This is a genomic window from Trichocoleus sp. DQ-A3 (assembly GCF_039961975.1).
Taxonomy (GTDB): Bacteria; Cyanobacteriota; Cyanobacteriia; order Cyanobacteriales; family FACHB-T130; genus FACHB-T130.
Window position 1 is genome coordinate 708,560 of sequence record NZ_JAMPKC010000001.1, and the last position, 22,577, is coordinate 731,136.

Here is a 22,577-nt window from a genome sequence, read left to right on the forward strand (position 1 = left end):
TACCGAATATGGATATTGTAGAAAGCGTCAAAATGGCTGCCACGACGCTGGTAGCAAACAAACTGCGTAGCAGTCTCACCATGCTCGGCATTATGATTGGCAATGCCTCGGTGATTGCGATGGTGGGAATTGGACAAGGAGCGCAAAGGTTAGCCGCCGAACAGTTTGAGTCGTTGGGGCCAAACGTGCTGTTTGTGGTTCCTGGTTCCCAGAAAACTCGGAATACGACCTTTGAGGTACCGAAAACGCTAGTTCTTGAAGATGCCAGAGCGATCGCGTCTCAGGTGCCTTCCATCCAAGATGTCGCTCCCCAGATCAATTCCAGACAATTAGTTACCTACCGCAGCAAAAACACCACTACCTTGGTTCTCGGGACAACGCCAGAGTATCTCTCAGCGAGAAGTTTTGATGTGGATCGAGGACGATTTATTACCGATCTTGATATTAAGCGGAGTAATCAAATTGTCATCCTGGGGTCAGAATTAGCAGATAAATTATTTGACAATCAAGATCCGATCGGGCAACAACTGCGGATTAAAAATATCAGCTTTCAAATTGTTGGCGTGATGAAACCCAAAGGTTCGGCGCTGGGAGATAATCCGGATGAAGCGGCTTATTTACCTATCACCACCCTAGCGAATCGGATCGTGGGAAATACGTCTCCCTATGGTCTTGAAGTGACAGCAATCTCTATCTCCGCCAAAGACGAAGCCAGCATTGGAGCCGCTCAATTTCAGGTGGCAAATCTGCTGCGGCTACGGCACAAAATCAACGGTGAAGATGACTTTACCGTTCGCAGTCAAAAAGACCTTTTGGGCATTGTAAACACGATTACTAGCGGCTTGACCTTCATGTTAGCTGCGATCGCTGCTATTTCCCTGTTTGTCGGAGGCATTGGCGTCATGAACATTATGCTCGTCTCCGTCACCGAACGCACCCAAGAAATCGGGCTTCGCAAGGCGATTGGCGCACGAGAGCAAGATATCCTGATTCAATTCATCATCGAAGCGGTAATTCTCTCAGCGGCGGGTGGCTTATTAGGGACTCTGATTGGCGTTGGCGGGATCTCGCTCGTCAGCGCTTTCACCCCTCTGAAAGCTGGCATTTCACCCGTGGCAATTGTTATTGCTGTCAGTGTCTCCGGCGGGATTGGGCTATTCTTTGGCGTCGTCCCGGCACGACGAGCCGCTAAACTTGACCCAATTGTGGCTTTGCGGAGTGCTTAAAATGCACGAACAATGTTCATGGTTCATCGTTCATAACTAAGGGCGTTTGAACAGTTAGCAATTCTTCAATCCTTCAATGAGCAATCAACAACTCACTCCTGAGTCCTCAGCCCTTAATCCTTCAAAAAAACCTGTCGTCATTCGTATAGAGGATGTCACCAAGGTTTACGGCGTCGGCGATACAGAAGTTCGCGCCCTTGCTGGTGTGAGCTTAATTGTAGAGGAGGGCGAATATTGCGCGATTATGGGGGCGTCTGGATCGGGCAAATCCACTGCGATGAATATTATTGGTTGTCTTGACCGACCCACTGACGGACGATATTACTTAGATAACGTAGATGTGTCCTCTCTAGAAGATGCTGACTTAGCGGGAATTCGCAATCGGAAGATTGGTTTTGTGTTTCAACAATTCCATCTCTTGCCACAACTAACAGCGTTAGAAAATGTCATGCTACCGATGGTTTATGCGGGTATTCCGAGTGCTGAAAGACGCCAGAGAGCAACCTTTGCTCTGACTCGCGTTGGTTTAGAGCATCGACTGAATAATCGACCGAATCAACTATCTGGGGGACAACAGCAGCGGGTCGCGATCGCGCGTGCGATTGTCAACAAACCCGTCTTGCTGCTTGCTGATGAACCCACTGGCGCACTGGATTCCAAAACGACCGAAGAAGTGATGGACATCTTCACAGAACTGAATACCAGCGGCATCACTGTGGTCATGGTTACGCACGAACCCGAAGTTGCTCGTCTCACCAAACGCATCGTCTGGTTCCGCGATGGACAAGTGCTGCATTCCCATTTGACCCCAGGCGATATTGGTAAAGTCGCCGTTTCTTAATTGCAAAAAGAGCGTTCAATTCCAAGAACGCTCTTTTTTAATGGCATTTCGGATCAAATCATGGGACGCACGGCTGGCTATGCGCCCCTGCGATGGCATAAGGAAATAATTTACAGGCTGGCAGTCTTACCAGTTTCAGCTTGAGAGGGAATTGGCTTCACGTCCGTATAGCCCATGTTGCTAACGATTGTCCGGAACATGGAAATTTGTCCCTCAAAGTCAAGACCTTCAATTTGACCCATTAGGTCGTTAACGGGGTTATTTGCTTGGTAGTCCGAGGGCACATCTACGACCGTATCACCCATACCCTGCGCCCAAGCATACCAAACCATTAACTGATTATTCTCTTTCAAAGCCCCATAAGCATGGGAATATTCTGTGTTTTCGCGATTGACAATTTCTCGCATAATTGCCAACTGGCGATCGTCATCCAAATCAAAAAATTCTCCTAACAGCTTCGGAGCTAGTTCTGGATCGGTTGCAGTTGGGGCAGCGGGAGTAATCGAATCTCCCATCTTTTCATAAACGTAATAAAACCATGCTAGTTTGTCATCCGTGTTCAACGCTTCAAAAGCCTCAACCACTTTTTGAGTTTCACTGGAAAGAGCTTGAGATTTTTGGTTTGTAGTCATAAACTTTATCCAAGAATGAGGTTAATATTTCCAAGAGTTGCAAACTTGGTGGGTTAAAATCGCCCTCCAAGAGAGAGAGTTTGACTCACTCGGTTTTGCAGATTGAGAGTTGGCTAAGGATCTATCTCAAGAGGGTCAGAGGAACGGGGATCGCTCCTTTAAAATCTAAATTGCAGATAAAAAAGTCTAAATAAATAGGAGTTACTTATGACTGAAGAAGTGAAACCCGATCCGAATCAAGCGACAACTCAAGATGCCCAGCTAGCTGCCGAACGCATGGTTGCAGGTGAAGAAGCAACGCAAAGTGTCGATTTCGACGCTGACTACGCAGCATCAAAAGAATTTAGCGTTAGTGAAGTTGACCAGAGTGGTGCTGGTGCCCAAGCGGCTGAAGCTGCAACAGGTGCTGCCCGGAAAATGCCCCAGCCAACAGAGATGAAATCCTCACCAGAGGCTCATAGCAATCCGGAAGACTTCCGGGAAATGGCGAAGGATGTCAATCCTAGAGCTTAAGAAAAAAACAGCCAATAAAAGCGATAAATCGTGGAAAAAGCGATAGGACTGGGTAAACCAGGGAAGTAAAGCCGTATTCACTAAAAAAAATCAGGATAGCGATCGCGTAGACGATGCCGCAATGATTCGGATCTTGCCTAGTTTAGGGTCACTGCGACGTATCCCAATCGCTCAAAATGCAAAAATATGGCTCAACCAAGCGTTGGTTGAGCTTTAGTTATTTTGGTACCAATGTCAGGAATTGTTAGAGGTTCGCTAGGTTCAGCCCCTAGCAGTTTGAACAGAATTACAAAGAATGCAGGATAATGGGCAAAGCTTTCACATTTTGTTACCTTTAAATCCCAATCTTTCAGCAAGCATTCGATCGGCAACCATGCGAACCCATTACTGCGGCGAACCTAGAAGCGAACATATTGGACAAACTGTCACCTTGTGTGGATGGGTAGACCGTCGCCGCGACCACGGGGGGGTGATATTTTTAGATTTGCGCGATCGCACCGGCATCGTTCAAATTATCAGCGACCCAGTGCGGACGCCTGACTCTTACGCAGAGGCGGCAAATCAGCGCAACGAATACGTCCTCAGAATTACAGGTCGAGTCAGCAAACGTCCCGAAGACTCGCTTAATCCTCGCCTCCCGACTGGCGAAATTGAAATTTACGCAGACAAAATTGAACTGCTCAATCAGGTATACAAGCAGCTGCCCTTCCAAGTAGGGGCGGGAGACACAGAATCCCTGCGCGAAGACTTGCGCCTGAAGTATCGCTATCTAGACTTAAGACGCGATCGCATGACTCGCAACCTCCAGTTGCGTCACCAAGTCGTCAAAGCCATCCGTCGCTACCTGGAAGACATCGAAAACTTCATCGAAATCGAAACGCCGATTCTCACCAAATCGACTCCTGAAGGCGCACGGGATTACCTCGTCCCCAGCCGCGTCAATCCCAGCGAGTGGTATGCGCTTCCTCAGTCACCGCAGCTATTTAAGCAAATGCTGATGGTATCTGGCTATGACCGCTATTACCAGATTGCTCGTTGCTTCCGAGATGAAGATTTACGCGCAGACAGACAGCCAGAATTTACTCAGTTAGACATGGAGATGAGCTTCATGTCTCAAGAAGAGATTCTCCAGCTCAACGAAAGTTTAGTTTGCCATATCTTCAAAACGGTCAAAGGCATCGACTTACCCCGTCCCTTCCCGCGCCTGACTTATGCAGACGCGATGGATCGCTACGGGTGCGATAAACCAGACACCCGCTTTGGCTTAGAACTTGTCAACGTTTCCGATTTGCTGAAAGATTCTGGGTTTAAGGTATTTTCCGGCGCTGTCGCCTCTGGCGGTATCGTCAAAGTATTGCCCGTTCCTGGCGGAAACGACGCCTTTTCCAACGTGCGGATTAAACCAGGCGGCGACCTATTTAAAGAAGCTAGCGAAGCCGGTGCTAAGGGTCTTGCCTATATTCGCGTGCGAGATGACGGCGAACTCGACACCATTGGCGCGATTAAAGACAACCTCACCGAAGCGCAAAAGCAAGAATTGCTAAGTCGCACAGGTGCAAAACCCGGTCATCTTTTGCTATTTGGTGCGGGCGATACGAATACGGTTAATAAAACCCTCGATAGATTGCGCCAGGTGATTGGTCGCGAATTGGGACTCATCGCTCCTGACAAAAACAACCTGCTTTGGGTGACAGACTTCCCGATGTTTGAGTGGAATGCGGATGAGAAGCGCCTAGAAGCGCTGCATCATCCCTTTACTGCTCCCCATCCCGATGATTTGCACGACCTGAAGACGGCACGGGCGCAAGCTTATGACCTGATTCTCAACGGCGTGGAAGTTGGCGGTGGAAGTCGGCGGATTTACCAGCGCGAGGTTCAAGAGCAGGTGTTTGAAGCCATTGGCTTGGCGAAAGAGCAAGCGTATGCCAAGTTTGGATTTCTCCTAGAGGCGTTTGAATACGGCACGCCGCCGCACGGGGGAATTGCCTACGGTTTAGACCGCTTGGTGATGCTCTTAGCAGGGGAAGAATCGATTCGGGATGTGATTGCTTTCCCGAAAACACAGCAGGCTCGTTGTTTATTGACCGATGCGCCCTCTGGTGTCGATGGAAAGCAGTTGAAGGAATTGCACGTTGCTTCGACCTACAAGCCCAAGTCCGGCGAAAAAGACAAGCAGTAACTCGCGCGATCGCGACAAAGGTTTAGAGGCGCACAATTCTCATTGTGCGCCTTCAAAATGTTTGGAAAATAAAACATGGAAAGTAAAGCAGAGGCATGAGGAAAAGATAGCGATCGCTATCTTTTCCTCTGGATAGCCTCAAATCTAAGGGATTGCTTGGAATAATATACACCAAGTCCGCTCCATCCAAAGGATAAGTTATGGCAATACCTCAGGCTAAAGCAATTGCTCCTTCTTTGTTTAATTATGCTCGTGACGGGCAAGAACACTCTCTGAGAGATGCTATTGAAGTTCTTTCTGAGAAATTCGATTTGAGTGAGGATGAACAAAAGGAATCAACATCTAGTGGGGGAGAAAAATTGTTTGATAATCGGGTTAGACGCGCAAGAGATTACTTAAAAAATGCAGGTTTATTAGAAGATAAAAGAGGGTTAGTTAAAATTACAGAGCTGGGCATGGAAATTTTAAGCACCGCACCGTCAGAAATAGATATAAATTTTTTAAAAGAATTTCTTGAAGATAAAAGACCTAAAAAAACAAAGAAAGATGCTGAAAAGCCTAAACAAGACCTTGGTGAAGTTTTAGATAACTCTCCCCAAAAGCTGATAGATTGTGGTTATCAAAAAATTCGTAAAGATTTAGAAATAGAGTTGCTTAAAAAGATAAAAGAGTGTTCAGCAAAGTTTTTTGAAAATCTTGTAGTGCATTTGCTTGTTCGCATGGGTTATGGTGGCTCTATACAAGATGCTGGGAAAGCAATAGGTACGACTGGTGATGGAGGAATAGACGGCACGATTAAAGAAGATAAGTTAGGGTTAGATATTGTTTATATTCAGGCAAAACGCTGGGCTGAAAAAACTATAGGTGAACCGGAAATCCGAGACTTTGTAGGCGCTTTGCATGGAAAGAAAGCAAAGAAGGGAGTATTTATTACGGCATCTAAATTTACCACTAAGGCACGGAACTACGCTTCAAGTATTGAATATAAAATTGTTTTAATAGACGGTCAACAACTTGCCGAGTTTATGATCGATCACAATGTAGGAGTATCAACAGTATCGACTTACGAAATAAAGAAAATAGACTCGGACTACTTTACAGATGGAGCAAATTTATCTCCATAAATAGTTAATTTGCTTCTAACTTTCCTTTGAGATTGATATTCTGATACAATATTGGCTGTTTAAACTTATCTAAGCGCAACGTTTCTTGCGACTTCTTTGGGCTTAAGAAATCAGAAATTAGGAGAGACGTTTATATCAACGCTCTCCTTCCTAACAGAATTAAGCTTCAAAATCAAAGATGATAAAATCATCTAAGCATTTTAATATCGCAGACTTCACTCGTTCGTGTTCGGGATGCGGCAGATAGAAATCGCGGGCATCTGCGCTCTCAAATGTCATCAAAAATCCGTGGTTGTAGCCCTGGTTCAGCCCCTCGTGACTAGAGTAGGCTCCCCCTGCATAGTAGGTAATGCCTGGAATTAATTGCTGAAGTTCACCCAGTTGGTTTAACAAATCTGCAATCTTTTCCGACGTTATTTCTGGTTTAAATTTGAGCAGAACCATGTGTTGAATCTGAGGCATTTGCTTAGGTTACTGATGGTAGAGTATCTAAAAGCTTAGCTGGGAACAGAAAGAACACACAGCCCGATGCGATCGCTCTCAATAAAATTCAGTCACAAGCGATCGCCCCTTAATCCTGCTTCTTTGGGTGCTTGCTGTCTTCAACAAATTCACTCGCAAGACCAAATGGTTCTCAATTATTCTGCTGCTTGTGAGCTGCTTGCTGCACTTGCTCTATGGTTGAAAGTCGCGGCTGTACAGACAAAGGCCACAACCTAACGTCAGACGCTTCGTGCCTGTGAAGAATAAATTGCACGGTATACATCTATAGGGGCGTACAGCCGTGCGCCCCTACAATAATTGCAAGCAGATAGCGAAAAAGCACAAGAAAGGAGAAATATTCATGCGATCGCGCTTGAGATGGCTGTTGTCAGTTATCAGCGTCCTCAGTGGTTGCGCCTACATCAGCAGCGCAACTCCTTCTGTACAAGCCGCTCAAACCATCGTGGTTCGGAAAGGCTCCTCTACTGAATCCATCAATATCGCGGATCTCCGCCAGCTTGCGGAAACGGGAACCACCCCATCGTCTTTGAGAAGTTTTGCAAGAAACCTGTCTTCGCAACAACGAAGCCAAATTCTGTCAGCGCTGAGGGCAAAACTTGATATTGATGTTGTGCAAGTGAGTCGGTTACTCGATACTCAAATTGGTAGCGCGATCGCATCTTCTTTGGCTAGCACAACATCGCGACAGGATAACGTCGGGGTGCTAGATGTGCGATCGGGACTCGTATTGGGGGCTAGGGCACCAGAAGGACTCTCTTTGCTCAGCTTTATTGAAGCTTATCCCCGTCAAACCCTTTATATAGACTTAAGCCAAGCATTTAAAGTTGTCGAAAATTTTAACAGCGCTTTTTGGCAAACTCAGTGGTTTATGGCGGAGATTGCCCCCCAACTGACTGTCAAGCGCCCCCAACTTAATTTACCTTTCGATCCCACGCTACCGGGAACGGCATCCGTGCAGGTGCTGAACTTGAAACTCGATGATACCCAGCGCCGCCGGGAAATTCCCCTTGATGTTTACTGGTCAGAAGCGGCTTCTCCGGCTAAACCGATAATTGTTCTATCGCATGGCTTAGGTTCGGTTCGCACCGATATGCGCTACCTGGCAGAGCATTTGGCATCCTATGGCTATGTAGTGGCAGCGTTAGAACATCCTGGGAGTAACGAAAGTCATGTGAAGCAGGCACTCCGAGGCAAGGCTCCTCTGTTAGATGCTCAGGAGTTTTTGGATCGTCCTAAGGATATCAGTTTTGTTATCGACGAACTAGAAAAGCTGAACCAAGCAGGGGAACTTCAGGGGAAACTGGCACCCGATCGCGTCATGGTAATCGGGTATTCTCTGGGGGGTAGTACAGCTTTATCGGTTGCGGGTGCCGAGTTGCAATTAGCGTCTTTAAAAGAGCGCTGTAAAGGGAATGTAATTTCCTTTAATCTTGGGGAAGCTTCCCAGTGTTTTGCCAGGGGACTTCCGGAAGACCGCTATCAACTGCGAGATCCCAGGGTAAAAGCAGCGATCGCTTTCAATCCCACCACCTCTTTGCTCTTTGGCGAAACAGGTTTAAGCGCTGTGCAAGTCCCCACTTTAATTGAAGCCGCTTCCGCTGATAAGACGACTCCCGCTTTAACCGAACAAATTATCGGCTTTTCTAAAATACCCAGTCCAAAATGGCTGGTGGGTGTGGTGGGAAGCACCCATTTAAGTGTGAAAGATCCCAGCACTACCCAAGATCAAGCGAGACAACCGAATACCCTTTACACGGGTGGTGAAGTTGTTGGCGAACAAGCTGTTGCCATCCGCAGCTACATGAAAGCGATCGCGCTGGCAATGGCAGCACAACTCACCGATGATGCTGCCAAGTACGCAATTTTCCTCACCCCAGAATATGCTCAGTTGGCTTCAACAGACGCTTTCCCGATTCGTCTCGTCACTGAGATTCCACCGGAAGCGCAAGCCGTGGTGGACGATTTTCTTGAGAATCAATCCAAGAGATAATTTCGAGCCAAGGTGCAAAGACGCTAAGAATAACTTCTTTGCACCTTGGCTCGAAATAAAATCACCGATTACCCACTACTGCAACTTGATGTACTTTTCCACATCTTCAATCTGGGGATCTGGAAACTGAGTTAGCACTTGCCACAAAACCGTGTAACTGCCATCAGCACGACGGCTGACGGGACGGAAGGCGACAAGGACATCGCTGCTGGGTAATTCTAGAATTTGGTCAAGATAGCGGCGTTGTTCCCTGGAAACGGTACCTCCCGTCTGAACCACTTCCGGCACCTGGAATTGAACTAATCGCATTAAGTAGGTGTGGTTCAGCACCGCTGGTGCATTTGGGGAGAGGCGGTCGATCGAGGATGCGATCGCTCTCGTCTGTTGCACGGGTTCGCTGAAAGCTACCTGACCCAGCTTGCCCGTGATAAAGCGCTGTCGATCTACCTGGATCGATGCTAATTGATTCGGCGGACGATAATTGAGGAAAAACTGGCGCGTTTGCGGCGATAAGGCGCGGACTTTCTTCAAGGTGGGATCGAGGTTTTCTAAGGGGACTTCTCCCAAATCCACCATGAAGCCAAAATCCAGCCCTTGCTGGGCAATCTCAAAGTTACTACCTTCCATCCGAACCGCAAAGCGCGGAGTAAATTCATCCCCAGGACCAACTCGCACCGATGAGGGAGTCGATTCCTCATCGTTACCACCGCCCACCCCTTGCAGCAAAGCTGGAAATGGGAAACGCTCTGCTACGCTGGGCGAGAGCCGATTTCCTAGTGGATTCAGTTGTTGACGGTAAGCCTCAGATGGTAAAACGCGGGCAATGCCGGTGTTGGGTTGAGAAAGAAATTCGCTATACAGGCTTGGCTCTTGCCGATACAGGGCGTAAGAGTTGCGTTCGTTTAATTGGTACGTTTCCGCGATATCAGTAAAACGGGCGGAGGGGGGAAATGCTGCCACAGCTTGCCCCAAGAACTTTTTGGCAGTTTGTAGGGTTGTCACGGTTTGCTGGGAGGGCGCGATCGCTGGCTGAATTGGCGGCTGATAGCCAGAAATCGGTGTCTTTGCTGCTACACCAACGACTGGCGGTTCCGGAGCGGGAAATTTGGGCACTGGAACCGCCAAACGCTGAGGAGGTACGGTCAAAATCGACGGTTGACCAATTGCCAAAGGATTTCCTCTAGTGGGAGCGAGAATGGACTGTCGCCGTTCCAGCACCGGACGCAGGGGCAATAATTGCTGCGTCGAAGCATAGAGAGCGCAATACACCTGCGCCTGCTCCAAGGTTAAATTAGAGCCTGCCGGGGTAACGCCGTTCGTGCGGGTACACAGCAAAGCAGGATTGGGATATTGGCTCTTGAGAAAGCGATCTACTTCTCCCTGGTGGAGGAGGATTTGCCCCTCCGCCGCAAAAGCCGGGTAGGGTTCGGGAGACGCACTCGCTCTTTCGATTCGATTAATTAAATTGATTTGAGTTTGTACCAATCGCTGAGCTTGGGGCCAGAAACTTTGATCCGAAGCTGAACTCGAAGGGATTTGGCGGCTTACACCCAGCCTTTGGGACTCTGCCTGCGCGATCGCCTGTCCGGACACCAAGCTTAGTAGGGAAGACACAAAAATTAATAATAAGTACCGCATCTGAAACTCCTCAATCTGACAACTTGATAAAACAACCCAGTAGACCTTATTTATACTTCCCTGTTTTGACCCAAAAATTAAAGTCCTCTGTTTTTAATAAAATCATTGAATAGGAGAAAATATTTTTTTGTCTATCACTTCTTGCGCTTCCTATTTAACAGTCTACAGAACTCTAACTATTTGTTTTCTTTTTACTAGCGTTTCCTAATATATGTTTTTTTGTTAAGAAAATAAGCTTTTGTTTCTCAAACTCTTACTGTGCTTGCTAGTTGAAGACCCCTAAAAAGATTGTTAATAAAGAGCAGACGGTCAAAGTGCAACTCCCTCAATTAGTAACGATCTAATTCCTAAGGAAGATGGGGAATTGCAAAAAAACAGAAAATTGGAGATTGAAGTTATATCTGAAGATTGATGGCTTTGGTCAAATAAAAAGCAAGAATTGAACTGTTACTGACAGACTAATGCTGCTGTGTTAGTAACACAATTTGGTTAGGTTCAGTGGCAATCGGAGAAAACACTGATGTTAGGACAACATAAGCGTGCTGTTGGCGTATTTTCAAACTATCGAGACGCCGAAGTAGCACTGACTGAACTAAAAAATTCTGGTTTTTCTATGGACAACGTGTCCGTAGTAGCTCGTGACGCGGACAAAGGAAACGACATTGCTGGTGCCGATGTAAGCGATCGCGTTGGCAATAAAGCCGACGAAGGTGCGAAAGCAGGTGCCGTCACCGGCGGTACTTTGGGCGGTCTAACAGGCTTGCTCGTTGGTCTGGGAGCCTTGGCAATTCCGGGACTTGGCCCTGTCATGCTAGCGGGAGCAGCAGGCACCGCTATTGCTACAACCCTTTCTGGCGGTGCCATTGGTGCAGCCGCAGGAAGTCTTTTAGGTGCATTAATCGGTTTGGGAATTCCTGAAGAAAGAGCCAGACACTATAGCGATCGAGTATCCCGTGGGGATTATTTAGTAATGGTAGACGGCAGCGACGACGATATCCGTCGTGCCGAAGCGATTCTCAGTCATCGGGGAATTCAAGATTGGGGTATCTACGATGCTCCTGCCACCAATACAACCACTACAACGACAACTCGCACATCTGATATTGCCGATCCCAGTGGTACTTATCAAACTCCAGTAGTTGATACAACTCCACGCACGGATACCCCGGTTCAAATTATCGACCGTCGGGAACAGACTCTTTAGGCTGATTTGAGAACGATTGAACGGGGTGGGAGGTAAAACGCTTCCACCTCTTATCTGCTCGAAGTGAGGAATTGACAAATGAACAAGTTTTTAACATTACTGTTTAGTGGCGTCTTGTTAGTGAGTGTTGCGGCTTGCGATAACAACGAGAAAACGTCTCCTGGAGCGGATTCTGATTCAAGTCAGACTTCTTCGCCTGCTGCAACCGGAGCCGCCAGTCCAAATGCCAGTGCCCCAGCATCACCCTCGGCTGATGCTTCAGCACAACCCGATCAAGGCGCGAAGAACGATGCATCGAGTGATGTCCGCAAAAGACAGCTAGAATCTGATATTCGGGCACGGGAGCAACGCAATAAGGTTGCTGGCGACCCCTTAGAAAGAGCTGATAGCGACTTGGAAAGCGAGGTTCGCAGCAAGTTAGAAGCGAACCTGCCCAGCAGCAAATTAGAAATTGATGCTAAAGACGGAGCTGTAACAGTTGTAGGAACTGTAGAAAAGCCAGATCAAGTGGCAAAAATAGAACCGTTGGCGAAGGAAATCAAGGGGGTTAAGACAGTAGCTGTTCAAGCGAAAGTTGCGCCAGCCCAGAAAAATTAACTTTACTAGGACTTAGGGCCTGGAAACCAGGAAATCAATTTCCTGGCTGAAAGCCCAAGTCAGTTTTCACTGAATAAAACAACTCCAATCAATCCGTTTCATGGGTTTGAGCGGTGAAGCTGGAACTACTAGAGTGGGCTTTAGTTCAGGGCAACTGGATAAGTCCTGTGTAATAACGGTGAAACTGTAATTTGATTTCGCTTGTGGCAAAATCACGAATAGATTCCTAAAGAGTTAGAGAGGAAAGGGTAATGGTGCTTACTCAGCCAAAACGAGCTTTTGGCGTGTTCTCAAGCTTGCAAGATGCAGAAGGCGCAATTCAGGAATTAAAAGCCGGTGGGTTTCCAATGAATCAGGTTTCTGCAATCAACAAAGAGCCTGAGCAAGTATCCCCGCCACCGACTTCTAAAGCGCAAGAAGGAACGACCCTTGGCGCGATCGCGGGTGGTGCAGCCGGAAGCGTCTTGGGTTTGGCGCTGGGACTAGGCACCATTGCTGCCATTCCCGTATTAGGGCCAATTAGCATTATTGGGGTGGCAGCCACGGCTTTAGCGACTACTTTAACCAGTGGTGTGATTGGTGCAACCGCAGGCGGCTTATTAGGTGCCTTGACTGGCTACGGGATTCCTGATGAGCAAGCCGCAATTTACAACGATCGCATTCATCATGGGGACTATTTCTTGATCGTTGAGGGCACAGAAGCAGAGGTACGTCAAGCTGAAGCAATTCTCAACCGTTGGAACGTCCAAGAATTAAGAATTTACGATGCTGCGGCATCACCACCGCCATCCATCAATGAAATGCCTCTTTGATATTAGAGATTCTTGTCCAGGTAGTAACAGGTGCATCTGGCTTTAAAAACCTCTTTTCCTAGCGAAAAGGGGTTTTCGTATTTTGTATCTCTATCGATTACCATAACCTCCCCGGCTCCTCGTTTCCTGCTTCCAGTGGCAAGGTGCGACCAAATAATTGCACAATGGAAGCAGTTTATTAATGTTGCTGCAAGACAAATGCCGACCTTACTGGCTGATGCCAAAAACTTGCTCGCCGACTTAATCGCTCGTTACTCACCTCAAGTCGATTATTTGGCAGTTCGGATAGAAGAAGCCGAAGGAACTGATATCTTTTTGCGCGGCGATAAGGTCGAAACCCTCACTGAAGGCATCTCCATTGGTGGACAAGTCCGGGCTTGTTACCAGGGCGGCTGGGGCTTTGCCAGCTTTAATCAGCTTTCTACCTTAGCAGACCGAATTGAAGAAGCGATCGCTGCCGCTCGGATTATTGGCGATGAAGAAACCCTGTTGGCTCCGATTGAGCCAGTACAGGCGACTTGCCAACTTCCCCTAGAAGGCAGCGATCCGCGAGAGATATCGCTGGAAACCAAGAAGCAATTGTGCGATCGCTACACTGAAATCCTCAAAAGCGCTAGCCCTTCAATCACCACCACCTCTGTGCGCTACAGCGACAGTTCCCAGCGAATTATCCTCGCCACCTCAGACGGAACGCTGATTGAGCAGTCTTGGGTAGATATGGAAATGCGCTTTGCCGCCACTGCGCGGAATGGCGAAACCGTGCAAACTGGACGCGAAACGACTGGCTCCCGCAAAGCCTACGAAGACTTAACAAATTTGGACGATCAGGTTCGGAGTGCTGCTCTCCGTGCCGTGAACGCCCTCTCTCTGCCTCCTGTGAAAGGCAATACCTACACGGTCGTCATCGACCCCATTCTCAGCGGTTTATTTGTCCATGAAGCTTTTGGGCACCTTTCAGAAGCAGACATGGCTTATGAAAACCCGGATATCTTAGAAGTGATGACCCTGGGACGCCGATTTGGACCCAAAGAACTGCAAATCTTTGACGGTGCTGCTCCTCCCGGTCATCGTGGCAGCTACTTATACGATGATGAAGGGACGCCTGCTACCACGACTCAGCTAATTAAGGATGGCATCTTAGTTGGACGCCTCCACTCCCGCGAAACTGCTGGAAAGCTAAGCGAAGCCCCCACTGGCAATGCCCGTTGTCTGAATTACCACTATCCCCCCCTTGTCCGGATGACGAATACATGGATTGAGCGGGGTAAAACGCCTGTGGAGGATTTATTTGCAGGGATCAAAGAAGGCGTCTACGCTCGTAACTGGTTGGGTGGTATGACGAATGGAGAAATGTTTACTTTCTCCGCCGCTGAAGCTTGGATGATCCGCGACGGCAAGATTGCTGAACCCGTTCGGGATGTGACGCTGTCGGGGAATGTTTTCAGCACCTTGGCGGATATTGAAGCAATTGGGGATGATTTCTACTGGGATGAATCCGGCGGCTGCGGTAAGGGAGGTCAGAACGGCTTGCCAGTTGGTTGTGGTGGGCCAAGTCTCCGCATTCGCAATGTCATTGTGGGAGGCGATGCAGAATAGTTAAAAATTAGAAATTTCGTCAGTGTCATGAAGTTTTCACGATTGGAAGGACCTAAACCTCGGCATTCTTCCTTTCAAGAGACAGAGAAGAAGTCAAGATATAGGCGATAAAAAACTCATGACACTAACAACTCCCACATTTTTAATTTTGCATTTTTAATTGCATATCTACCTGTTTGAGCAAAGCTTCTAGGCTAGAAGAGTTATCTAAAATTACATCAGCACGATCGCATTTCTCCTGAATGGGCATTTGGCTAGTAATCCTAGCTTGCGCTTGTTCTAAAGTTAGGCGATCTCGCTTGATTAATCTCTGAAGTTGATGTTGTTCGGAGCAGTATACGACCCAAGTTTCCGTACACAGAGCCGTCATCCCTACTTCAAATAGCAAAGGCACCACCAACACCACAACCGGATGCGAGTTGAGTGCTTGCATTTCTTCAATCATGCGATCGCGCACGTAAGGATGAATCTGTTGCTCTAGCCAACGCCGCTCTTCGGGCGAATTAAAGACAATATTGCCCAGCTTTCGGCGGTCAAGTGTTCCATCCGGTAGCAGAATATCGGCTCCGTAACGCTTAACAATTTCGCCGAGAATCGGCGAACCCACTTTTACAGCTTCTCTAGCATAAATATCCGCATCCAAAACCGGCAAATTGTAGTGGCTGGCAAGATAATTTGAGACAGTTGTTTTGCCAGTACCAATGCCTCCCGTCAGACCAATAACGCGCATCATGAATTAACTTGCAACTGTGCCAAAATCAACTGTCCCGCAGCCCCATTATCTAAAGGTTTCGAGAAAAAATATCCCTGTCCTCGTTCGCATTGCAATGCCTTGAGTTGTGCCAACTGTTGAGCCGTTTCTATCCCCTCCGCCGTCACACTCATTCCTAAATTATGAGCCAACGCCACGATTGCCTTGACAATCTCTGCATCCTTGCCACCCGCTCCCATCCGGTTCACAAAAGAACGGTCAATTTTCAATGTATTAACGGGAAAGCGGTGCAGATAATTCAAGGATGAATAACCCGTACCAAAATCATCAATCGATAATTGAATATTTCGATCTCGCAATTGCCAAAGCAGGATGGCGGCAGCTTCAGCATTTTCCAGCAAGCAGCTTTCAGTAATTTCCAACTTTAAATAGTGTCCATCCAAGCCAGTCTTCCTCAAAATTCGGTCAATCTGCTCAATCAAATTTGGTTGCGAAAACTGCTTACCAGAGAGATTCACGCTAATTGCCAAACCCTGAGTCGTAGAATACTGCTGCTGCCAAACTTTTAGCTGACGGCAAGCTTCGTTCAATACCCAAGTACCCAAGGGAATAATCAGACCCGTATCTTCTGCCACAGGGATAAACTCGCTTGGGGGAACCATGCCACGAGTCGGGTGATTCCAACGCACCAGAGCCTCAAAAGCCTTAATTTTACCCGTCGCCAGCTCGACGATTGGCTGGTAGTAAAGTTGAAATTCCGTAGCGATAATCGCTCGTCGCAGATCCGTTTCTAACTGCAAATGTGCCACGGCAAGGGTATGCATGGCCCGATGGAAGACAACATAGCGACCTTTACCCTCTAACCGGGCATGATACATAGCCGTGTCGGCTGCCCGTAGCAGGTCTTGCGGACGAGGCAAGAGGTTATTGTGAGAGGGTGCAGAGGGACAAAGCGGCATAGAGGCAGATGCTTTCCGAACCGGCTCCCATCCCTCTTGTCCCTTTCCTGCAAAGGCAATCCCAATGCTAGTCGTGGTGAATACTTCGCGCCCATCCAAGTTAAAAGGCGAATTCAGTTCCCCCTGGATCTGCTCGACAACGCGAATCGCATCGCTAACATCGTGAATATCCTCCAGCAGAATTGCAAATTCGTCTGTGCCAATCCGAGCTAGGGTGTCCGTAGGACGGAGGCAGGTCATCAGTTTGCGAGCTGTAGCGATGAGCAGTTGGTCGCTTACCAGGTGTCCCAGACTATATTTGACCATCTCGAAGCGATCCAAATCCAGAAACAGAACAGCAAATAAACTGTCTTTGTCTCTTTGGGAACGCTTGATTTGGCTGGCAAGACGTTCGAGAAATAATGTCCGATTCGGCAAACCGCAAAGCGAATCGTAGAACGCATGGTGTCGCAGTTGCTCCTCGGCTTGCTTGCGCTCAGTAATGTCGTGGCAGTTGACGACAATCCCCTGCACCGCCGGATCGTTCAGGAGGTTAGTGGTGACTGCCTCGAAGATCCCCCAAGAGCCATTGCGATGCTGCACGCGATACTCACCGAGTCGCTGAGTCACATTGGGATTTTGAATCGAATTTTTCAGCCTTTGCTTAACCAGTAGCACATCCTCTGGGTGAATAAATGTCAAAGCATTTTTGCCTATGAGTCCATCGGGTGCGTATCCTAGAATCCGATTGACAGAGGGACTCACATAAGTCACTTGACCGCTGGCGTTAACAATGATGATGATGTCGGTCGCATTTTCGATCAGCGCTCGAAATCGTTGCTCGCTCTCTTGTGAAGCGGCGATTAATCTGGTTTTTTCCACCTCAGTCTGCCGCTTTTGGTCGCGCATTTGTTTGGCTTGTAGGGCTTGCGCTACTGCCGATCCTAGCCGCATCAGACGGTCTTTCAGTAGATAATCCGCTGCCCCTTGCTTCATGCACTCCACTACCACTTCTTCGCTCACCGTACCCGTGATCACAATGAACGGAATATCTAAGCCGCGCTCTTGCAAAAGTTGTAGCGCTCTGAGGGCGTCAAACTGAGGCAAGCTATAGTCAGCCAAAATTAGCTCGATACCGGGATGCAGTTGGGCGAGGTAGTCGGCTTCTGTCTCTACACGCTGCCAGTCGGGTTTAAAGCCAGCCAAACGTAGTTCGTGCAAAGTTAATTCAGCATCAGCCAGGGAATCCTCAAGCAGTAAAATCTGGAGCGGAGCGGACATGATGACCTTCTTGTAAGCAAGGGAATTGAGCCGTGGGCGGGGTTACACCACTGTTCGCTTTTAGAGAGCGTGCAGTCTGAATTATGAGGTGTTGAGCGTAAATTTAATTGCGGTTTTTAGAATTTTTAGCCTCAAGAATGCTAGCTGCTAGCGGCTTGGCAGCTGGTTTAACAGCAGCCAGTACAAGCCTAATTGCTGCACTGCTTCGGTAAACTGTTCAAAGTTCACCGGCTTAACGATATAACTATTGACGCCCAACTGGTAACTTTCTACGATGTCGCGTTCTTCGTTTGACGAGGTGAGGATGACGACTGGAATCATGCGGGTTTGGGGGTCAGATTTGAGGCGTTGCAAGACTTCCAAGCCGTCTACTCTGGGGAGTTTGAGGTCGAGGAGAATGACTTTGGGGTAGTTTTCCGGATAGCGATCGCGATAGGCACCTGTCCGGAAAATGTAGTCTAAGGCTTCCGCACCGTCGCGGGCAACTTGAATGCGATCGCCAAGGTTGTGCTTTCGCAAAGCATAAAGTGCTAATTCTAGGTCGTTGGGATTGTCTTCGACCAGCAAACATTCTGCTGTGCGCTCACTCATGAATATTTCCCTCTGCCAGGGTAAAGTAAAATGTTGTGCCTTGGTTAACGCCTGACTCAGCCCAAATACGTCCGCCGTGGCGATGGATGATGCGCTGCACGATCGCGAGTCCGACTCCGGTTCCTTCGTAATCTTCCGCACGATGCAGCCGTTGGAAGACGCCAAAGAGTTTATGAGCGTATCGCATATCAAAGCCTGCGCCGTTGTCTTTGACGAAATAAACGACAGTGGTTGAAAAGTCATTTGTCTCTAGTTCTGGGTCATTCGTAAATGACTGATGACGATAGCCAATTTCAATCTGGGCGACTTCCCGACCGCGCGTGAATTTTAGAGCGTTTGTCAGCAAGTTGACAACTACTTGCTTAAGTAAAGCAGGATCGCCTTCGCAGGCGGGTAAATTGCCGATATTTATTTCAAATTGGCGATTTTGCTGTTCGTGCCATAAGTCTGCCAGTACTTGACGTACCAAATCAGCGATCGCTACAGTTTGTTTTCTCAGTGGCTGGCGCGAAAGGCGCGAAAATGTCAGCAAGTCATCAATCAGCTGTCCCATTTGCTGAGCATTATCCCGCACCAGTTTCTGGTAGCGTTGGGCTTCCGGATCGAGTTGTTCTAGATATTCTTCCAGCAAAATCCGCGAAAATCCGTTGATAGCACGCAAGGGCGATCGCAAGTCGTGAGAGATGGAATAACAGAAAGCTTCTAACTCTTGATTTGCAGCTTCCAGTTGCGCGGTTCGTTTGATGACTCGTTGTTCAAGTTCCGCGTTCAACTGTCGAATTGCTTCCTCTGCCTGGACTTTTTCGGTAATGTCGGTGCAGGTGCCGATCCACTCTCGCACATCGCCGTCTTTTGATAATACGGGAACCCCACGGACATTGAAGTAGCGGTAAATACCATCAGCACGCCGCAGCCGAAACTCAGTGTCATAGAGGCTTTTCGTTTGGATAGCGTTAGACCACTGCTTGGCAATGCGATCGCGATCGTCTGGATGGATGGCATCTAGCCAGTGCCAGCTTAGTATTTCTGCCTCGCTTTGACCCGTATAGGCTCTCCAATCCGGTTGATCGGTCACAACCTCACCTTGGGGGTTGGAAGTCCAAACCATCTGTGAGGTCGCCCGTGCCAAAGAACGATATCGTTCCTCACTCTGCCGCAACGCTTCCTCAGCCACTTTTCGTTCGGTGATGTTGCTGACTAAGGCAATAAATCCTTTGACTTCACCGTGTTCCCCAAAATGTGGCAGGTAAGTAGCATTGACCCAACGCATCCCTCCATATTCATAGGATATAGGGCTTTCGTAGGTTACTTCCTGCCCGGACAATGCTGCCTCGACATACGGCTGAATTGCCTGATAAGCCGAGTCCCCTAAAATTTTTCTAATGGGCTGTCCGATGACTTCCGCCTGAGATTTGCCGAACCATTGTTCGTAAGCCCGATTGTTAAAGTGATAGCACTGTTCCGAATCGACATAGGCAATCAGCACCGGCAAAGCATCTGTAATCAAGCGCAGTTGATCTTCACTCTGTTGCAATGCTGCCTCTGCTTGCTGGCGTTCCAGAGCAATTCCCGCAATTTGGGTCGCAATCTCGGTCAGATATAACTCATCCTGATTCGGTCGCCTCGCGTCGGGATGATACATTACAAAAACGCCTAATACCTTACCGTTACTGGAAAAAATAGGCGTAGACCAACAGCTTTGTAGTTGATGGCTTAATGCCAAATCTCGGAAATCCGCCCAAAGGCGATCGCTCTCAATATCTGAGACAATCACGGGTTTACCGAAATACGCTGCCTTACTACAGCAACCAAAACCAGGACCAATCGCGATACCATCAATCGCCTGAGTGTAGCTTTCGGGAAGGCTAGGAGCGACTCCATGTCGTAACTTGTTCTCTTTTTCGTCAACTAGCAGAATCGAACAAAAGCCCTCACCGGATTGGGTCTCGATAAACCGAGCCAAAACATCCAGAACATCACCCAGTGCTGCGCCGGTGGCAATCATTTCGAGTACCTGTTTTTGCCCTGCGATCAGCGCCTCAGCTTGCTTGCGTAGCGTAGCGTGCCGCAGGCTTTCGCTGATGTCTATCATCGCGCCGATCATCCGCACTGGATTCCCCTTATCGTCATGGACGATAAATCCCCGATCGCTCGCTAAGGCATAAGAGTTATCGGCGCGACGGTAGCGGTATTCATCCGACCAGATTTGTCTTCCACTGTCAATTGCAGCATGAATCCCACTGACAACCCGCTCTCTGTCTTCTGGATGTATATTTTCGTACCACCACCTGGCATCAAAACCTACTTCAGTTTCCGCATAGCCGAAGAGTTTTTGCAGGGATTCGTTCCACTCTACGCGGTTTGTCAGTAAATCCCAGTCCCAGATTGCATCGTTGCTGGCTTTAGCGACGAGGCGGTAACGGGTTTCGCTTTCCCGCAGCGCTTCCAGAGCGCGATTGCGTAGCGTAGCGTGCCGCAGGCTTTCGCTAATATTGGCGAAGATGCCAATGCTGCCGCTCATCTTGCCATTGACATCTTGCAGCAGGGCTGTCCAAAGGCTAACGTCAATCAAGGTGCCGTCTTTCTTTTGGCTGCGGAATTCCCTGCCACCGCTACCACGATCTCCTCCGCCATGTAAGTCAGCCTGAAGCAAGGCATGAAACGCTTCCTGTTGATCCGGGGGGAAAATCGGCAGCGGATAGCCGACAACTTCTGCTGATTTCCACTCAAAAAGATGCTCAGCCTCTGGATTCCACAGGGTGACGTTCCGATTAACATCGAGCGTTACGATCGCTAACGGTGAAGTTTCAATCAGGGTTTGCAGCGTTTGATTTGTGGTTAATAGGGCTTCTTGTGCCTGTTTTTGATCGGTAATGTCCCTCAGGGTGCCGGACGTACCGATAATCGTTCCGTCGGAAGCCAATGTTAATTTGCCGTGTCCTTCCAGCCAACGATAGTCGCCGTTTGCACTCAGATATCTCGCCTGATACCGATAAAATTCTTTCTGGCGTTCAATGAGGGAGCGAAATTCTTCGCGGTGTTGTGGGCGATCGCTTGGATGAACAAAATCGATTAAATTCTTACCGATACTTTCTTCGAGGGCGAAGCCGGTAATTTCTTTCCAGGCGGGATTGAGAAATGTCCAATATCCGGCTTCATCAGTCTGGAATAGCACCTGTGGCAGGCTGTTCACCAAGGAGCGATATTTTTCCTCTTGCTCTTGCAAGGAGGTTTCTGCCGACTGGCGATCGCGCTCAGAACGTTCTAGCGACGCCGCCATCGTGTCAAAAGCACCCGCCAATTCCCTGACTCCGAAACCGTGAGTCACCCCGCTACGAACGCTCAAATCGCCTTCTGAGAGCTGCTGCATTGCCTTCAGGAGCGCCTTCACCCGACACAACATCAACACCTCGCTACCCACCCAAGTGGCAGCGATCGCTAACACGGCGACTAATCCCATGCCTGCTAAGTTGCGGTGCAACTGCCGATCGGCAGCAGTAAAGGCGACGGTTTTGGGGATGCCCACTGACACGTAGAGGTTGCAGCGATCGCCCTGATTCCTACAAGTGCCCTCCAAGGGCGCGATCGCATACAAGCTCGTTACACCATCCACGCCGGAAGCCTCCACCATGCCAGCCCTTTTTTGCGTCAGCATCGTTTTAACCAAAGGTGCTTCCGGTGCGGCTTGCCTAACCCAGGCTTCGGGGTTAGGGTAGTGAGCTAAAATTATCCCTTTGCTGTCAATCAAGCGCTCTTGGTTAGCGGTAGCCAGCCTAGTTATTTGTAGCGCCTCTGCCTGAATTTGAGTTGTTTGGTGTCGGCGTTCCTCAAAGTTTGTGTACATCAACGCCAATACCAGGACAACAACCAGCAATACCAAGCCGATGAGGCGCGATCGCAGTGAAACTGCGTATGTTTTTGCTTTTCGCAAACCCGGTTCAACAGAGTTCGGTAATTTTGATTGCGATCGCTTAGGCCAGCCCATTCTTCAACAATTTCCTTTTGTGCAGGAGCAAGGCTATACCCCGGTGAATGGCTGCCGCTTCGCTAAGGGCTTTTTAAAGCTTGGGGTGAGATGAAACCTAATAAGTAGCTAGGATGATTTAAACCTAAAACGCTCCAACGTATATCCCCCTTGTTCACTCCGTGATTCCATGCCGTCCATTACAGCAAGGGCTAAATCATATTCATTGTCGAAC

The 22,577-nt window shown here is 48.5% G+C and carries 17 protein-coding genes; 10 read left to right on the plus strand and 7 right to left on the minus strand.

The window, feature by feature from the left end; translation table 11 throughout:
• Positions 1–8: 8 nt before the first annotated feature.
• Together NDI44_RS02885 and NDI44_RS02890 are read left to right on the plus strand one after the other, a co-directional pair.
• On the plus strand, positions 9–1,226 hold the full coding sequence (locus NDI44_RS02885; RefSeq protein WP_190413675.1) for an ABC transporter permease: 1,218 nt from the start codon (positions 9–11) through the stop codon (positions 1,224–1,226).
• Positions 1,227–1,302: 76 nt separating this feature from the next.
• A complete protein-coding gene (locus tag NDI44_RS02890) occupies positions 1,303–2,067 on the plus strand; it encodes an ABC transporter ATP-binding protein (RefSeq protein ID WP_190413677.1) in 765 nt (254 codons plus the stop codon).
• A 110-nt stretch (positions 2,068–2,177) separates the two neighbouring features.
• Here the strand turns inward: NDI44_RS02890 and NDI44_RS02895 are convergent, their stop codons facing one another.
• Positions 2,178–2,699 carry an orange carotenoid protein N-terminal domain-containing protein gene (locus NDI44_RS02895; protein ID WP_190413679.1) on the minus strand — a complete coding sequence of 174 codons (522 nt, stop codon included), beginning with the start codon at positions 2,697–2,699 and terminating at the stop codon, positions 2,178–2,180.
• A 207-nt stretch (positions 2,700–2,906) separates the two neighbouring features.
• Between NDI44_RS02895 and NDI44_RS02900 the strand changes: the two genes are divergently transcribed.
• The 3 genes from NDI44_RS02900 to NDI44_RS02910 all read left to right on the plus strand — a co-directional run bounded on the left by NDI44_RS02900 (position 2,907) and on the right by NDI44_RS02910 (position 6,515).
• Complete coding sequence (locus tag NDI44_RS02900) at positions 2,907–3,212, plus strand: hypothetical protein (protein WP_190413681.1); 306 nt, start codon at positions 2,907–2,909, stop codon at positions 3,210–3,212.
• A gap of 373 nt (positions 3,213–3,585) precedes the next feature.
• Complete coding sequence (gene aspS, locus NDI44_RS02905) at positions 3,586–5,391, plus strand: aspartate--tRNA ligase (protein WP_190413683.1); 1,806 nt, start codon at positions 3,586–3,588, stop codon at positions 5,389–5,391.
• A 200-nt stretch (positions 5,392–5,591) separates the two neighbouring features.
• Positions 5,592–6,515 carry a restriction endonuclease gene (locus NDI44_RS02910; protein ID WP_190413686.1) on the plus strand — a complete coding sequence of 308 codons (924 nt, stop codon included), beginning with the start codon at positions 5,592–5,594 and terminating at the stop codon, positions 6,513–6,515.
• Between the two features lie 159 nt (positions 6,516–6,674).
• Here NDI44_RS02910 and NDI44_RS02915 read toward each other — a convergent pair whose 3' ends face one another.
• A complete protein-coding gene (locus NDI44_RS02915) occupies positions 6,675–6,977 on the minus strand; it encodes a Dabb family protein (protein WP_199304867.1) in 303 nt (100 codons plus the stop codon).
• 382 nt (positions 6,978–7,359) lie between these two features.
• Between NDI44_RS02915 and NDI44_RS02920 the strand changes: the two genes are divergently transcribed.
• Positions 7,360–9,009 (plus strand): alpha/beta hydrolase, encoded by a 1,650-nt coding sequence (locus NDI44_RS02920; RefSeq protein ID WP_190413688.1) that lies wholly within the window; start codon positions 7,360–7,362, stop codon positions 9,007–9,009.
• Between the two features lie 75 nt (positions 9,010–9,084).
• Here the strand turns inward: NDI44_RS02920 and NDI44_RS02925 are convergent, their stop codons facing one another.
• Positions 9,085–10,647 carry a hypothetical protein gene (locus NDI44_RS02925; protein ID WP_190413690.1) on the minus strand — a complete coding sequence of 521 codons (1,563 nt, stop codon included), beginning with the start codon at positions 10,645–10,647 and terminating at the stop codon, positions 9,085–9,087.
• Positions 10,648–11,167: 520 nt separating this feature from the next.
• Between NDI44_RS02925 and NDI44_RS02930 the strand changes: the two genes are divergently transcribed.
• The 4 genes from NDI44_RS02930 (at position 11,168) to NDI44_RS02945 (ending at position 14,856) form a co-directional block, all read left to right on the plus strand.
• Positions 11,168–11,851: a general stress protein gene (locus tag NDI44_RS02930; protein ID WP_242028870.1), complete on the plus strand. Its 684-nt coding sequence runs from the start codon at positions 11,168–11,170 to the stop codon at positions 11,849–11,851.
• Positions 11,852–11,929: 78 nt separating this feature from the next.
• Positions 11,930–12,448, plus strand: a complete 519-nt coding sequence (locus NDI44_RS02935; RefSeq protein ID WP_190413692.1) for a BON domain-containing protein — start codon at positions 11,930–11,932, stop codon at positions 12,446–12,448.
• Positions 12,449–12,699: 251 nt separating this feature from the next.
• Positions 12,700–13,260 carry a signal transduction histidine kinase (STHK), LytS gene (locus tag NDI44_RS02940; protein WP_190413694.1) on the plus strand — a complete coding sequence of 187 codons (561 nt, stop codon included), beginning with the start codon at positions 12,700–12,702 and terminating at the stop codon, positions 13,258–13,260.
• 198 nt (positions 13,261–13,458) lie between these two features.
• A complete protein-coding gene (locus NDI44_RS02945; RefSeq protein ID WP_190413696.1) occupies positions 13,459–14,856 on the plus strand; it encodes a TldD/PmbA family protein in 1,398 nt (465 codons plus the stop codon).
• A 142-nt stretch (positions 14,857–14,998) separates the two neighbouring features.
• On the opposite strand, the gene coaE is transcribed toward NDI44_RS02945, so the two are convergent.
• From coaE to NDI44_RS02965, 4 genes are all read right to left on the minus strand, one after another.
• Entirely contained in the window at positions 14,999–15,589 is a 591-nt protein-coding gene (gene coaE / locus NDI44_RS02950; RefSeq protein ID WP_190413698.1) for a dephospho-CoA kinase, read from the minus strand.
• On the minus strand, positions 15,586–17,787 hold the full coding sequence (locus tag NDI44_RS02955; protein WP_190413701.1) for an EAL domain-containing protein: 2,202 nt from the start codon (positions 17,785–17,787) through the stop codon (positions 15,586–15,588). Before NDI44_RS02955 ends, coaE begins: the two co-directional genes overlap by 4 nt.
• Positions 17,788–17,934: 147 nt before the next feature.
• Positions 17,935–18,378 (minus strand): response regulator, encoded by a 444-nt coding sequence (locus tag NDI44_RS02960; RefSeq protein WP_190413703.1) that lies wholly within the window; start codon positions 18,376–18,378, stop codon positions 17,935–17,937.
• Positions 18,371–22,363: a PAS domain S-box protein gene (locus tag NDI44_RS02965; RefSeq protein WP_199304868.1), complete on the minus strand. Its 3,993-nt coding sequence runs from the start codon at positions 22,361–22,363 to the stop codon at positions 18,371–18,373. Before NDI44_RS02965 ends, NDI44_RS02960 begins: the two co-directional genes overlap by 8 nt.
• Between the last annotated feature and the right edge of the window lie 214 nt (positions 22,364–22,577).